This window comes from Variovorax sp. S12S4 (genome assembly GCF_023195515.1).
Lineage (GTDB): Bacteria > Pseudomonadota > Gammaproteobacteria > Burkholderiales > Burkholderiaceae_C > Variovorax.
Genome location: NZ_JALPKR020000002.1, coordinates 300,038 through 313,380, shown reverse-complemented (window position 1 = coordinate 313,380; position 13,343 = coordinate 300,038). Strand labels below are relative to the sequence as shown.

The following is a 13,343-nucleotide window of genomic DNA, read 5'->3' as shown; positions in this document are numbered from 1 at the left end:
ATTTTGTTTTCATACTCGGCACCTTTTTGCGAACTCCGCGGCCCGCCTTGACGCGGGCCGTGCCTCCTCTCCATGACCAACCATTCGCCTGATACGGCCCGCGGCAACGCGGCGCCGGTCATCCGACTTCAATCGGTGCAGAAGTCTTTCGCCTTGCCCAGCGGCGAGGTGTTCGACGCCGTGCAGTCGCTCTCGCTCGACATTCACCAGGGCGACGTGTTCGGCCTGATCGGCAAGAGCGGCGCGGGCAAGTCGACCTTGCTGCGCCTCATCAACCTGCTGGAGCGGCCCGATGCGGGCAAGGTCTTCGTCGGCGGGCGCGACCTGACGACGCTCTCGCGCCGCGAGCTGCGGGACATGCGCCAGAACATCGGCATGATTTTTCAGCAGTTCAACCTGCTGCAGAACGCCACGGTGTTCGACAACGTGGCGTTTCCGCTGAAGATCCACGGCCGCCATTCGAAGGCCGAAATCGATGCCCGCGTGCGCGAATGCCTGGCCCTGGTGGGGCTGGCCGAAAAGATCGACACCTACCCGGCGCAGCTTTCGGGCGGGCAGAAGCAGCGCGTGGCCATTGCGCGTGCGCTGGCGCCGCGGCCGCAAGTGCTGCTGTGCGATGAGCCCACCTCGGCGCTCGACACCGAAACCACGCGCGCGCTGCTCGAAACGCTGCGCGACATCAACCAGAAGATCGGCGTGACCATCGTCATCGTGACGCACGAGCTCTCGGTGGTCGAGGTGCTGTGCCGCAACGTGGCCATTCTGGAGAAGGGCCGCCTGGTGGAGCAGTTTGCGGTGCTCGATGCGCCGGCCGAAGAGCGCAGGACGGCGCTGGGCCGCGAAATCGACGAGCTGGTGCGTCGCCGCGAGCGCGAGGCGCGCGAACCCATCACGCCGCGCCCCTTGCCGGTGCAGCGCAGCGCGCAGGAGGTGGCCTATGTTTGAAAACATCGCGCCCATCCTCCCCGAGCTGTGGGTGGCCACGGGCCAGACCTTCCTGATGCTGGCCATCGGCCTCTCGGCGGCGGTGCTGATCGGCGGGCCGCTGGGCATTCTGCTGTTCTTGTTGGGGCCGGGCCAGTCGCTCGAAAACAAGCCGGCGTTCCTTGTCCTGAACTGGATCGTGAACACCGTGCGTTCGTTTCCTTTCATCATCTTGCTGGTGGCGCTGGTGCCGTTCACGCGCGTGATTGCCGGAACCTCCATCGGGCCGCTGGCGGCCGCGGTGCCGCTGTCGTTTGCGGCCATTCCGTACTTTGCGCGGTTGGTGGACCAGTGCCTGCGCGAGGTGCCGCGCGGCGTGATCGAGGCGGCGCACGCCATGGGCGCCTCGGAGCTGCAGATCGTTTGGCGCGTGCTGGTGGTCGAGGCGCGCTCCGGTCTGGTGCTGGCGCTCACGGTGCTGGCGGTGAGCTTTCTCTCGTACTCGGCCATTGCCGGCGTGGTGGGCGGCGGCGGCATTGGCGACCTGGCCATCCGCTACGGCTACTACCGCTTTCAGACTGACGTGATGGTGCTCACCGTGGCGCTGCTCGTGGTGCTGGTACAGATCCTGCAATTCGTGGGCAACACCACGGCGCGCAGGCTGGACAAGCGTTGATTTTTTGTTTTTCTCTTTCCTTTTGTCTCTTTTCTATCCTGCTCATTCCATGAAAACCGCACTGCTGCGCCGCTCCGTTCTCGCCTTGTCTCTGGTCGCCCTCTCGTTCGGCGGCCTTTCGCTGGCACAGGCGCAAGAAGCCAAGAAGAACCTCGTTATCGGCGGCACCGCCGGCTCCAACATCGACCAGCTCAAGGCCGGCATCGTCCCCCTCCTCGAGAAGAAGGGCTACAAGGTGAAGCTGGTCGAGTTCAACGACTACGTGCAGCCCAATCTCGCGCTGGCCCAAGGTTCGCTCGACGCCAATTTCTTTCAGCACCAGGTCTATTTGAAGAAGTTCTCGGCCGACCAGAAGCTGGACCTCGCCGAACTGGTGCAGGGCCCGATCGCGCCGCTGGGCGTGTACTCGACCAAGCGCAAGACCCTGGCCGAAGTGAAAGAGGGCGACCGCTTCACGCTGCCCAACGACCCCAGCAACCTGGCCCGCGCGCTCGTGCTGCTGGAGCAGAACAAGCTCATCACCATCAAGCCCGGCGTCGATCCGCTGCGCGCGTCTGAAAAAGACGTGGCCGAGAACCCGAAGAAGCTGAAGTTCATTCCGCTCGAAGCCGCGCAGCTGCCGCGCTCGCTGGGCGATACCGACTACGCCATCGTCAACGGCAACTTCGCAATCTCGTCGGGCCTGAAGCTCACCGAGGCCGTGGTGCTCGAAAAGACGCCCGACTACTACCTGAACGTGGTGGCCGTGAAGAGCGCGGACAAGAACGCGCCCTGGGCCAAGGACATTGCCGACGCCTACCGCTCCAAGGAGTTCAAGGCCGTGGTCGACACCAAGTTCCAGGGCTACGCCAAGCCCAGCTTCCTGCAGTAACTCTCAAGCAAAGGACGCCCATGCCCGTGCTCGCCGTTTTCGATGCCGAAGGACGCTGGTGCGACACGCATGTGTGCGACGGCCGCATCACCGAGCGCCTGGCCGGGCAAGGCGTGACCTGGGGCCGCGAAGAAGCGCCCGCAGGCCAGCGGGTGCTCGAACGTGCGAGCCTGTTCTACGTGCGCACCGAACACGGCTACCTGGGCCTGCTGTTCGAGGCGGGCGAATGGGTGGCGCTTTCGGCCGGCGCCGAGCACTTTTTCGACGACGGCCAGGCCGCGCCGGCCCGGCCGCTGCCCGCCGCGCTGCCGCACTTCGACGCCTTCGTCGAAGAGGTGCTGATGCTGACTGGCAACGACGCGGACGAAGAAGCTTGAGTGCAAAGCCGGGTCTGGCGCGCGCCGGGCCCGCGGGCTTGTAGCATGTGCGGATGACCCAGCACATCGGAATCGTCGGATGCTCCGCCGAAGGCGCGGCGCTCTGCTACCAAACCATCTGCGTGGAAGGGGCCCAGCTGCTCGGCCCGCATGCGCATCCTGAAGTCTCGATGCACACGCCGTCGCTTGCCGACTACATGCAGCACATCTACCGCAACGACTGGCGCGGCGTGGGCGAGGTGATGTTGGCTTCGGCCAACAAACTCGCGAAGATAGGGGCGAGTTTTCTGGTCTGCCCGGACAACACCATTCACCAGGCGCTGCCTTTCATCGCGGAACGCTCGCCGTTGCCGTGGTTGCACATTGCCGAATGCGTGGCCGACGAAGCCGCGCAGCGCGGGTTCAAGCGCCTGGCCATCACCGGCACGCGCTGGCTGGTTGAGAGCGAGGTCTACCCCGAGAAGCTGTCGGTCAAGGGGCTTGAATACGTTCGACCTAACGCTGAAGAGCGCGAAGAGATCAACCGCATCATCATGGACGAGTTGGTTTGCGGTGTTTTCACGCCCGACGCCATCACGGCGTTCCGCCGCGTCATCCAGCGCATGAAGGACGAAGACGGCTGCGATGCGGTGGTGCTTGGCTGCACCGAAATTCCACTGATCATGAACGACGTGAACTCGCCGCTGCCGACGCTCGATTCCACGCGGCTGCTGGCGCGCGCGGCGCTGCAGCGCACCTTGCAGGGCCGCGCGGCCAACTGAAGCTGGCAGGTCAGCCGGCCAGGAACTGCTCGATCAGTCCGGCCACGCGCTGCGGCTGGTCGTGGTGCAGCATGTGGCCGGCATCGGCCACCTGCTCGATGCGCACCGAGGGCACGGACTTCAGGCGCTCGTGAAACTCTTCGAGCGTGTAGCGGTTTTTCCACCAGCCGTGCAGGCTGTCGTCAGCGGCCTCGACCATGAGCGTGGGCGCCGAGATCCGCGCATACAAGGCGAGCGTTTCGTCGACCCGGAAGATGTTCGCATTGATGATCTTGTGCGCGGCTTCGCCCAAAATCTGCCAGCGCTCGCTGCCGTCGGGCTGGGTTTGCGCGGCCGACCAATGGCCGGCCAGCCAGTTCGCCTTGTCGGGCGTGAGGCGCGGGTTGGTCTTCATGAGCCGGCGCGCCACGCCGTCGACCGACGAGTAGCTGGCAAGCGCCATTTCGCCGCGGTGCAGGCGCTTGAGCTCGTCGATCCATTGCCCGTAGCGCGCGGGCGCTTCCTCGGGCTTGCGCGCGGGCATGCCGAAGCCTTCGCAATTGACCAGGCGCCGAATGCGCCCGGGCCTTGCCCCCGCATAGTGCATGGCGACATTGCCGCCCATGCTGTGGCCGACCAGATCGACGGGCTGCGCCGCATCGCCTTCGCCCGCGTAATGGTCGAGCAGCCATTCCAGGTCGGCAAGGTAGTCGGGCAGCCAGTAGTTGTCGACGCCGCCGCCATCGGTCAGGCCAAAGCCGCGCCAGTCGGGCGCGATGATGAAGCGCTCTTCGGCCAACGCATCGACCACGAACTGCCACGAGGCCCCCACGTCCATCCAGCCGTGCAGCAGCACCAACGGCGGCCGCGCCGCGGAGGGCTCGCCCCACACGCGCACGTGGTAGCGGAGATTGCGCACGGGCACGAATTCGGTGCGCGAAGGACGAAGGGCTTGGTACATGGGCGCCGATGATACGGAGCCGCGGGCCGCGGCGCAGTCCGCCACAAGACAGCGCGCGCTCGGGTTTTGAGCCCGCGGCCAGCGCACCGTAGAGGAGGGCGGTAGCATTCCGCGCATGAAAAAAATCCAACTCGGCCAGAGCAGCCTGCAGGTCACCCCGATCTGCCTTGGCACCATGACATTCGGCGAACAGGTGGACGAGCCCACCTCGCATGCCATCTTGAGCCGCTCGCTCGAGCGCGGCGTCGATTTCATCGACACGGCCGAGATGTATGCGGTACCCACGCGCCAGGAGACCTACGGCGCCACCGAAACCATCATCGGCAACTGGTTTGCGGCCAACCCCGGCGCGCGCCAGAAGATCACGCTCGCCACCAAGGTGGCCGGCCCTGTGCGCGCCACACCCTGGGTGCGCGAAGGCACGGGCATGACGGCGGCCGACATCGTGGCCTCGTGCAACGCCAGCCTGAAGCGGCTGAAGACCGACGTCATCGACCTGTACCAGATCCATTGGCCCGAGCGCCACGTGCCGGCCTTCGGCGCCCTTTACTACGACCCGGCCAAGGAAACCTCGCAAACCCCGATCCACGAGCAGCTCGAGGCGCTGGGCGGGCTGGTCAAGGCCGGCAAGGTGCGCGAAATCGGCCTTTCGAACGAAACCCCGTACGGCGTGCACGAGTTCGTACGGCTGGCCGAGCAGCACGGCCTGCCGCGCGTGGCCTCGGTGCAGAACGTCTACAACCTGGTGAGCCGTGGGCTCGAGAACGGTCTCGACGAGACGATGCACCGGCTCGGCGTTTCGCTGCTGGCGTATTCGCCGCTGGCCTTTGGCCTGTTGACCGGCAAGTACGACCAGGGCGGCATCGAGGGGCCGGAGGCACCGAAGGGCGCGCGCATCTCGAGCTACGAATCGGTGCGCAAGCAGCGCTGGGGCCGGCCCGATGCATTGAAGGCGGCGCGCCGCTACAACCAGCTGGCGCGCGACAACGGCCTGACGCCGGTGCAGCTGGCGCTGGCCTTCTGCTACACCAAATGGCAGGTGGCAAGCACCATCATCGGCGTGACCACGGTGGCTCAGCTCGACGAAGACCTTGACGTGTGGGGCACCACGCTTTCGCCCGAGGTCTTGGCCGAGATCGACCAGATCCGCTGGGAAATCCGGGACCCGGCAACGTGAGCGCAGCGCCAGGGGTGCGCCGGTGAGCAAGAAGGCGCACGTTTCCGAAACTCCCGCCACGCAGCTGCTGCGCGAGCACAAGGTCGCCTTCACGGAGCACCCGTACGAGTACCTGGAACACGGCGGCGCGCAGCACAGCGCCGAGGTGCTGGGCTTCGACCCCTTCACCGTCGTGAAGACGCTGGTGATGCAGGACCAGGACGCCAAGCCGCTCATCGTGCTGATGCACGGCAACCGCACGGTGTCGACCAAGAACCTGGCGCGGCAGATCGGCGCCAAGTCGGTGGAGCCCTGCAAGCCCGAGGTCGCGCAGCGCCACAGCGGCTACATGGTGGGCGGCACCTCGCCCTTCGGCACGCGGCGCCAGATGCCGGTGTACATCGAGTCGACCATTCTGGAACTGCCGAAGATCGCGATCAACGGCGGGCGGCGCGGCTACCTGGTGGGCATCGACCCGCAGGTGTGCGTGGCGCTGCTCGGCGCCAAGCCGGTGCAGTGCGCGCTGGCAGAATAGCCGGCCCGAATAAGAACATCCATCCTTCGTGGAGCGCCGCCTTGAGCTTTCATTTGCCTTCCCTCCTTGCCATCGTGGCTTCGTACCTGATCGGCTCGCTTTCGTTCGCGGTCATCGTGAGCAAATCGCTCGGCATGGCCGATCCGCGCAGCTACGGCAGCGGCAACCCCGGTGCCACCAACGTGCTGCGCTCGGGCAACAAGGGCGCGGCGCTGGCCACCTTGCTGCTCGATGCGCTCAAGGGCTGGCTGCCGGTGTTCGTGATTCGCCATTTCGGCGCGCAGTGGGGCCTGGGCGAGGGCGTGGCTGCGCTGGCGGGCCTGGCGGCCTTCCTGGGCCATCTGTACCCCGTGTTCTTCGGCTTCCAGGGCGGCAAGGGTGTGGCCACGGCGGCCGGGGTGCTGGTGGGCATTGCGCCGTGGCTGGGGCTGGCCACCGGCGTCACCTGGCTGATCATTGCGGTGTTCTTCCGCTATTCGTCGCTGTCTTCGCTGGTGGCGGCATTCTTTGCGCCGGCGTACTACCTGATTGGCGGCAACATTGCGTGGCCACTCGACCGCACGGTGTTGATTGCGATCATCATCATGAGTCTGCTGCTCGTCTGGCGGCACCGCGAAAACATCCGCCGGCTCGCGGCCGGCACGGAGTCGAAACTCGGCTCCAAGAAAAAGGCTTGAGAAAGAACACCATGGCAACCATTACCCGCTTTCACGTCGGCCCCCGCTTGTCTGAAACGGCGGTGCACAACGGCACCATCTACCTTGCAGGCCAGGTGCCCGACGACACCTCGCAGGACATCCGCGGCCAGACCACGCAGGTGCTGGCCATGGTCGACCGCCTGCTGGCCGAGGCCGGCAGCGACAAGTCGCGCATTCTCATGACGCAAATCTTCCTGGCGGACATTACCGACATCACGGCAATGAACGAAATCTGGGATGCGTGGATTCCCGCCGGCAACACGCCGCCGCGCGCGACGGTGCAGGCCAAGATGGCCAATGCGGCCTACAAGATCGAGATCGTGGTCACGGCCGCGCAGGCCTGACGCTCTACAAGCACGGTCAATAGCGTTTCTCGAGGACCATCTGGTCCGCGTCCCGGCGCATCGAGAAGCGGTTGATGAAGCTGTTGCCCAGCAGCACAAAAGGCATGGGCTGCGGCGATACGATGGCTTCGACGTCGTACACCTCGACGTCGCCCACGCGCACCGACTGCAGCCGCAGCTTGTAGCCGCTGGACACGCCGTTGGCGGTGTTCATCTGGACGCGCTGCCCCTTGCTGTAGTCGAGCCCGATGCGCTGCGCGTCGGCGGCCGAAAGCGCGATGGACGTGGCGCCGGTGTCGAGCATGAACGTGACCGTGCGGCCGTTGATGGCGCCCTGCGTCATGAAATGGCCGCGGCTGTCCGCCGGCAGCACGATGCGGCTGCCGCCGCCTGTGCCCGTGCCGCCGCCAATGCTCACCGGCGTGTCCATGCGCAGGTTGACGCGCTTGCCTTCGAGCTCGACCACCGCCTGCTCGGCCTGCAGCGACACCAGCTTGACGCCCTGGAAGGTTTCGCCGACCGCCACCGTCTTGGGCGGAGCGCCGTTCACGATGAGGATGGCCCGGCTGCCGATGGTGCCGGTCAGCATGACCGAGCTCGCCGCATGCGCGCCTGCAGCGGCAGCCAGCAACTGCGCTGCGACGACCAGCGATTTCATGCGGGGCTCAGTCGCGGAAGTTGTTGAACGAGAGGGGCATGTCGGGCACGTCCTTCTTGATCAACGCCATGGCGGCCTGCAGGTCGTCGCGCTTGGCGCCGGTGATGCGCACTGCGTCGCCCTGGATGGCGGCCTGCACCTTGAGCTTGCTGTCCTTGATGATGCGGGTGATCTTCTTGGCCTGCTCGGTTTCGATGCCGCTCTTGACCTTGATGACCTGCTTGACCTTGTCGCCGCCGATTTTCTGCACGTCGCCCTTGTCGAGAAAACGCACATCGACGCTGCGCTTGGTGAGCTTGGCGCGAAGAATGTCTTCGACCTGCACGAGCTGGAACTCGGCGTCGCCGATCATCGTGATTTCCTTGTCCTTGAGCTCGACGGCGGCTGCCGTGCCCTTGAAATCGAAGCGCGTTGCGATTTCCTTGGCGGTGTTTTCGACCGCGTTCTTCACTTCGGGCAGATTGGGTTCGCAGACGGTATCGAAAGACGGCATGGGCTCCTCCTGGATTCACGGTAGCTGGATGCGACAATTCTCCCATGATCGTGGAGAACAACGTCCCGCTGCAGCCGTACAACAGCTTCGGCATCGTCGCGCGCGCGCAGAACCTGGCGCGCATCGCCAACGAGGCGGACGTGGCCGAGCTGCGGGCCGATCCGCGCTGGCGCGACGCCCCCCGCTTTGTGCTTGGCGGGGGCAGCAACATCGTGATCACGGGCGACGTGAAGCCGCTGGTGCTCAAGGTCGAGATCAAGGGCCTGCGGCTGGTCGAGGAGACCCCGCGCGCCTGGATCGTGGAGGCCGGCGCGGGCGAGGTCTGGCACGACGCAATCCAGTGGATGCTGGCAAACGGCTATCCGGGGCTCGAAAACCTGGCGCTCATTCCGGGCACCGTGGGCGGCGCGCCGGTGCAGAACATCGGCGCCTACGGGGTCGAGCTGCAAGACCGCTTCGAATCGCTCGACGCCATCGACCTGGACACCGGGCGCACCTTTACGCTGGACGCCGCGCAGTGCGCCTTCGGCTATCGCGACTCGGTGTTCAAGCACGTGCGCAGCGGGCCCAACGATTTCGGGCTTTCGGGCCGGGCGCTGATCACCCGGGTGCGCTTTCGGTTGCCCAAGCCCTGGAAGGCGGTGGTGGGCTACCTCGACCTCGAGCGCAAGATGGATGAAACGGGCAACTTCACGCCCAGCGCCACCGACGTGTTCGACTGGATCTGCGCCATTCGGCGGGCCAAGCTGCCCGACTGGCGGGTGCTCGGCAATGCCGGCAGCTTCTTCAAGAACCCCACCGTCACGCCCGAGCAGTGCGCCGACATCATCGCGCGCGACCCGAAGATCGTGCACTACCCCATGGCCGACGGCAGCATCAAGCTGGCGGCGGGCTGGCTCATCGACGCCTGCGGCTGGAAGGGCAAGTCGGTCGGCAACGCCGGCGTGTACGAAAAGCAGGCGCTGGTGCTGGTGAACCGCGGCGGCCTTGAAAACCCGGTGACCGGCGGCGAGGTGATGACACTGGCCAAGGCCATCCAGACCAGCGTGTACGAGCGCTTCGGTATCCGGCTGGAGCCGGAGCCGGTGGTCGTCTGATGGACCTGGATTTTCTGCACCTGAACTACCGGCGGCGCATTGCCGCGCTGATGTGGGCACGCCGGGCCGCGGTGGTGGGGGCGCTTGTCGCGGTGTTCTTTGCCTTTCGCAATGGCGGCTGGCTGGTGCTGGTGCCGCTGGTTCTTGGCGCGTGGGCCCTGGCGGCCACGCTGGGGTTCATGGAAACCAGCCTGCGCCGGCAGTTCATCCGTGAAGCCCGCATGCCGCCGTTTCTCATCGGCAAGCTGCGCGCGGCGCACCCGGGCCTCAGCGTGCGCGACGCCGAGCTGGTGCTGCGCGGCCTGCGCCAGTTCTTCATGGCCCATCTGCGCAGCGGCCGCAAGTTCGTGGCCATGCCTTCGAAGGTGGTCGACACGGCCTGGCACGAGTTCATTCTGCACACGCAGGGCTACCAGAACTGGTGCAAGGCGGCCTTCGGCGGCATGCTGCACCACAGCCCGGCCGAGGTGCTGGGCAAGGACCCGAAGCGCAACGACGGCCTGCGCCGCACCTGGTATTGGGCCTGCAAGGAAGAAAGCATCGATCCGCGCAAGCCCTCGCGCCTGCCGCTGCTGTTTGCGCTGGACGTGAAGTTCGGCATTCCGGGCGGCTTCGACTACGTGCCCGACTGCAAGGCGATCGACCGGCAAAGCGGCTCCGATGCTTACTGCGGCACCAGCTTTGGCGATTCGTCGTCGGATGGCGGTGGCGCGGGCGATGCCGGCGGCTTCGGCGGCAGCGAATCGAGCGGCAGCGGCGACGGCGGCAGCGGAGGAGGGGATTCTTCCGGCGGCTGCGGTGGTGGTTGCGGCGGAGGCGGTGGCGGCGACTGATCGAGCGGCAGGCGCGCAGCACTTCGCACAAATGAAAACGGGCCCATGAGGGCCCGTTTGTCATTGAAAGAAAGCGCGTCGGCTTACTTGGTTTCGTCGTCGTTGGTGAGCCGCGGCACCGAGGTGCCCTGGCCCGGCGACAGCAGCCCGGTGCGGGTGTAGATCGCGAGCTTTTCGCGCGTGTCGACGATGTCGAGGTTGCGCATCGTGAGCTGGCCGATGCGGTCGAGCGGCGTGAACGCGCCGGCCACCTTTTCCATGCTCAGGCGCTCGGGCTGGTACGTAAGGTTGGGCGACACGGTGTTGAGAATCGAGTAGTCGTTGCCGCGGCGCAGCTCGATCGTCACTTCACCGGTGATGGCGCGTGCCACCCAGCGCTGTGCCGTTTCGCGCAGCATGATGGCCTGCGGGTCGAACCAGCGGCCCTGGTAGAGCAGGCGGCCGAGCTTGCGGCCATGGTCGCGGTATTGCTCGATGGTGTCTTCGTTGTGGATGCCGGTCACCAGGCGCTCGTAGGCGATGAACAGCAGCGCGAGGCCGGGGGCTTCGTAGATGCCGCGGCTCTTGGCCTCGATGATGCGGTTCTCGATCTGGTCGCTCATGCCCAGGCCGTGGCGGCCGCCGATGCGGTTGGCTTCCAGGATGAGGTCGACCAGGTTCGCGTGCTCCACGCCGTTCAGGGCCACGGGGCGGCCTTCCTCGAAGCGCACGGTGACGGTTTCGCGCTTGACCTCGACCTCGTCCTTCCAGAACGCCACGCCCATGATCGGCTGCACGATCTGCATGCCGCTGTCGAGGTTTTCCAGGTCCTTGGCCTCGTGCGTGGCGCCGAGCATGTTGGAGTCGGTGCTGTAGGCTTTTTCGGCCGACATCTTGTAGCCGAAGCCGGCCTTGGTCATGAACGCCGACATTTCGGCGCGGCCGCCGAGTTCGTCGATGAACAGCTGGTCGAGCCAGGGCTTGTAGATCTTCAGGTTGGGGTTGGTGAGCAGGCCGTAGCGGTAGAAGCGCTCGATGTCGTTGCCCTTGTAGGTGCTGCCGTCGCCCCAGATATGGACGTCGTCTTCCTTCATGGCCGACACCAGCATGGTGCCGGTCACCGCGCGGCCCAGCGGCGTGGTGTTGAAGTAGGTAACGCCCGCGGTGGTCACGTGGAAAGCGCCGGCCTGCAGCGCGGCGATACCTTCGTTGGCAAGCTGTGCGCGGCAGTCGATCAGGCGGGCGTTCTCGGCGCCGTAGAGCATCGCCTTGCGGGGAATCTCGTCGTAGTCGGGCTCGTCGGGCTGGCCGAGGTTGGCGGTGTAGGCGTAGGGAATCGCGCCCTTCAGCTTCATCCAGTGCAGCGCGGCGCTGGTGTCCAGGCCGCCCGAAAAGGCAATGCCGACCTTCTGGCCGGCGGGAACGTTTTGGAGAATGGTCGACATGTGGGTGTCCGGTTGGCGGTTCAGCCGAAGTGGCAGATGTAGCTGTAGGGCTCGCCCGCCACGCGGATCTGGAAGCTCGAGTTGCCCGGCACGCTGAACTTCTGGCCGGGGCCTGCCGTGACCCACTCGGTGGTGCCTTCGAGCTGGTATTCGCAGCTGCCGGCCGTGCCTTCCATGATTTCAGGGGCGCCGGTCTTGAAGGTCAGGGTGGACGGAAGGATCACGCCGACCGATTTTTTCGTGCCGTCGGCCAGGGTGAGGCTGTGGCTCACGCACTTGCCGTCGAAGTACACATTGGCCTTGGTCGCCACTGCGGCGCTGTTGAGAGTGTCGGTAGTCGTCGTCATTGGATGGCGCCGGCGCGTGCGCGGTCGGCTTGTCGAGGACGCACCACCGCGGCGGCGCACCCCTCGGGGTTGGAAAAGTCCCCGATTTTAGGGCTTGGCCGAACCCGCGCCCGCAGCCTCTGCGCGGGCGCCTGCCTAGGCACGGCTCAGCGCCAGTGGCGGTGGCCCCATCCGCCGCGGTAGCCGCCCCATCCCCTGGAGTAGCCGAAATTCAGCGAGAGGCCGACCGGCGGGTAGACGTAGGGCTGCGGATAGACGTAGGTCGGTTGCACGTACACGGGCGCCGCGTAGACCGGAGCCGGCCGCACGTAGACCGGTGCCGGCGGCGGCGCATTGGAAACCACCACGCCCGGCTCGGGCACCACGTTGTCCCAGGGCGACCCGCCCTGCTGCGAGGGTTGCGCGTATTGCGGGCTCTGCTGGTATTGCTGCTGGCCGCGGTCGGCCTCGACCGGATAGGGCTGCAGCTGAGGCTGCGGCGCAACCGGTGCCGTGGTCACGCCGTAGGCGTTGGCCTGGATCGGGATGGTGGCGCCCGGACGGCTGTTCATGCGCGTGGTGTACTGCCGGCCGTTGTATTCGTAGGTGACGTTGTAGCTGGGGCTGCTGCCGGTCGTCTCATACACGGGGGTGGCCGAAATCACCCGCGCCCATGCTTCCTGGGCCTGCACGGTGGCGGCGCCCGCCGCCAGCAAACCGGCCGCCGAAAGGCCCGCGAGGGTGCGAAAGACGTGTCTGTTCATGGTGTTCTCTCCTGCAGATCGGGGTTGGAGGCTGGCCGGCAAGGCAGGGTTCCGGCGTTTACACGGCGTTCACAGCGGCAGCCCAGGCTTGCGCGTCGAATCCTGTCGTAACGCCGATTTTGGCGCCCCAGTTGACCACCGGCCGCTTGATCAGGCTCGGGTTGGCCAGGAGCACCGCCCGGGCCGAGGCGGCATCGACCACTGCATTGCGCTCGGCTTCATCGAGCTTGCGCCAGGTGGTTCCGCGGCGGTTGACCAGTGCCTCCCAGCCCGGCTTTTTCAGCCATTGGTCGAGTTCGGCCTCGGGCACGCCTTGCTTCTTGAAGTCGTGAAAGGTGTAGGCAATGCCATGTTCGTCGAGCCAGTCGCGGGCGCGCTTGACGGTGTCGCAGTTGGGAATTCCGTAGAGGGTTGTCATGGACGCCAATGATGCCGATAAAACCGGGCGCGGCCCGCGCGTTCCGGG

At 66.0% G+C, this 13,343-nt stretch carries 18 protein-coding genes; 11 read left to right on the top strand and 7 right to left on the bottom strand.

All coding sequences use genetic code 11. The features are described from left to right. The first annotated feature begins 72 nt into the window (after positions 1–72). From M0765_RS01820 to M0765_RS01800, 5 genes are read left to right on the top strand one after another with little or no spacing between them, the layout of a single operon-like run. Positions 73–945 carry a methionine ABC transporter ATP-binding protein gene (locus tag M0765_RS01820; protein WP_258501669.1) on the top strand — a complete coding sequence of 291 codons (873 nt, stop codon included), beginning with the start codon at positions 73–75 and terminating at the stop codon, positions 943–945. Next, complete coding sequence (locus M0765_RS01815; RefSeq protein WP_047783086.1) at positions 938–1,600, top strand: methionine ABC transporter permease; 663 nt, start codon at positions 938–940, stop codon at positions 1,598–1,600. Before M0765_RS01820 ends, M0765_RS01815 begins: the two co-directional genes overlap by 8 nt. 49 nt (positions 1,601–1,649) lie before the next feature. Beyond that, positions 1,650–2,471 carry a MetQ/NlpA family ABC transporter substrate-binding protein gene (locus M0765_RS01810; protein ID WP_258501666.1) on the top strand — a complete coding sequence of 274 codons (822 nt, stop codon included), beginning with the start codon at positions 1,650–1,652 and terminating at the stop codon, positions 2,469–2,471. Between the two features lie 20 nt (positions 2,472–2,491). Further along, positions 2,492–2,848 (top strand): hypothetical protein, encoded by a 357-nt coding sequence (locus tag M0765_RS01805; RefSeq protein ID WP_258501665.1) that lies wholly within the window; start codon positions 2,492–2,494, stop codon positions 2,846–2,848. Positions 2,849–2,901: 53 nt separating this feature from the next. After that, complete coding sequence (locus M0765_RS01800; protein WP_258501664.1) at positions 2,902–3,609, top strand: aspartate/glutamate racemase family protein; 708 nt, start codon at positions 2,902–2,904, stop codon at positions 3,607–3,609. Positions 3,610–3,619: 10 nt separating this feature from the next. On the opposite strand, the gene M0765_RS01795 is transcribed toward M0765_RS01800, so the two are convergent. Next, entirely contained in the window at positions 3,620–4,549 is a 930-nt protein-coding gene (locus M0765_RS01795; protein WP_258501663.1) for an alpha/beta fold hydrolase, read from the bottom strand. A 115-nt stretch (positions 4,550–4,664) separates the two neighbouring features. Between M0765_RS01795 and M0765_RS01790 the strand changes: the two genes are divergently transcribed. From M0765_RS01790 to M0765_RS01775, 4 genes are read left to right on the top strand one after another with little or no spacing between them, the layout of a single operon-like run. Further along, a complete protein-coding gene (locus M0765_RS01790) occupies positions 4,665–5,726 on the top strand; it encodes an aldo/keto reductase (RefSeq protein ID WP_258501661.1) in 1,062 nt (353 codons plus the stop codon). 22 nt (positions 5,727–5,748) lie between these two features. Continuing rightward, the gene (gene ybaK, locus M0765_RS01785; RefSeq protein ID WP_258501660.1) at positions 5,749–6,240 is read left to right on the top strand and encodes a Cys-tRNA(Pro) deacylase; all 492 of its coding nucleotides are present in this window, start codon (positions 5,749–5,751) and stop codon (positions 6,238–6,240) included. A gap of 41 nt (positions 6,241–6,281) precedes the next feature. Then, on the top strand, positions 6,282–6,917 hold the full coding sequence (plsY, locus tag M0765_RS01780; RefSeq protein WP_126746295.1) for a glycerol-3-phosphate 1-O-acyltransferase PlsY: 636 nt from the start codon (positions 6,282–6,284) through the stop codon (positions 6,915–6,917). A gap of 11 nt (positions 6,918–6,928) precedes the next feature. After that, positions 6,929–7,282, top strand: coding sequence for a RidA family protein (locus M0765_RS01775; RefSeq protein WP_258501656.1), 354 nt, complete (start codon positions 6,929–6,931; stop codon positions 7,280–7,282). A 16-nt stretch (positions 7,283–7,298) separates the two neighbouring features. On the opposite strand, the gene M0765_RS01770 is transcribed toward M0765_RS01775, so the two are convergent. Together M0765_RS01770 and M0765_RS01765 are read right to left on the bottom strand one after the other, a co-directional pair. Next, positions 7,299–7,940, bottom strand: coding sequence for a retropepsin-like aspartic protease family protein (locus M0765_RS01770; RefSeq protein WP_258501655.1), 642 nt, complete (start codon positions 7,938–7,940; stop codon positions 7,299–7,301). 7 nt (positions 7,941–7,947) lie between these two features. Beyond that, complete coding sequence (locus M0765_RS01765; protein ID WP_028259207.1) at positions 7,948–8,433, bottom strand: YajQ family cyclic di-GMP-binding protein; 486 nt, start codon at positions 8,431–8,433, stop codon at positions 7,948–7,950. 44 nt (positions 8,434–8,477) lie between these two features. Here M0765_RS01765 and murB point away from each other — a divergent pair, with 44 nt between their 5' ends. Continuing rightward, positions 8,478–9,530 carry a UDP-N-acetylmuramate dehydrogenase gene (murB, locus tag M0765_RS01760; protein ID WP_258501653.1) on the top strand — a complete coding sequence of 351 codons (1,053 nt, stop codon included), beginning with the start codon at positions 8,478–8,480 and terminating at the stop codon, positions 9,528–9,530. Then, positions 9,530–10,363, top strand: coding sequence for a glycine-rich domain-containing protein (locus tag M0765_RS01755; RefSeq protein ID WP_258501652.1), 834 nt, complete (start codon positions 9,530–9,532; stop codon positions 10,361–10,363). The genes murB and M0765_RS01755 overlap by 1 nt, the downstream gene beginning before the upstream one ends. An 83-nt stretch (positions 10,364–10,446) precedes the next feature. Here M0765_RS01755 and argG read toward each other — a convergent pair whose 3' ends face one another. The 4 genes from argG to M0765_RS01735 all read right to left on the bottom strand — a co-directional run bounded on the left by argG (position 10,447) and on the right by M0765_RS01735 (position 13,295). Beyond that, entirely contained in the window at positions 10,447–11,787 is a 1,341-nt protein-coding gene (argG, locus tag M0765_RS01750; RefSeq protein WP_157614981.1) for an argininosuccinate synthase, read from the bottom strand. A gap of 20 nt (positions 11,788–11,807) precedes the next feature. Then, a complete protein-coding gene (ppnP, locus tag M0765_RS01745; protein WP_126746289.1) occupies positions 11,808–12,134 on the bottom strand; it encodes a pyrimidine/purine nucleoside phosphorylase in 327 nt (108 codons plus the stop codon). A 146-nt stretch (positions 12,135–12,280) separates the two neighbouring features. Beyond that, positions 12,281–12,877: a hypothetical protein gene (locus tag M0765_RS01740; RefSeq protein ID WP_258501648.1), complete on the bottom strand. Its 597-nt coding sequence runs from the start codon at positions 12,875–12,877 to the stop codon at positions 12,281–12,283. A 58-nt stretch (positions 12,878–12,935) separates the two neighbouring features. Continuing rightward, positions 12,936–13,295, bottom strand: a complete 360-nt coding sequence (locus tag M0765_RS01735) for an ArsC family reductase (protein WP_258501647.1) — start codon at positions 13,293–13,295, stop codon at positions 12,936–12,938. Between the last annotated feature and the right edge of the window lie 48 nt (positions 13,296–13,343).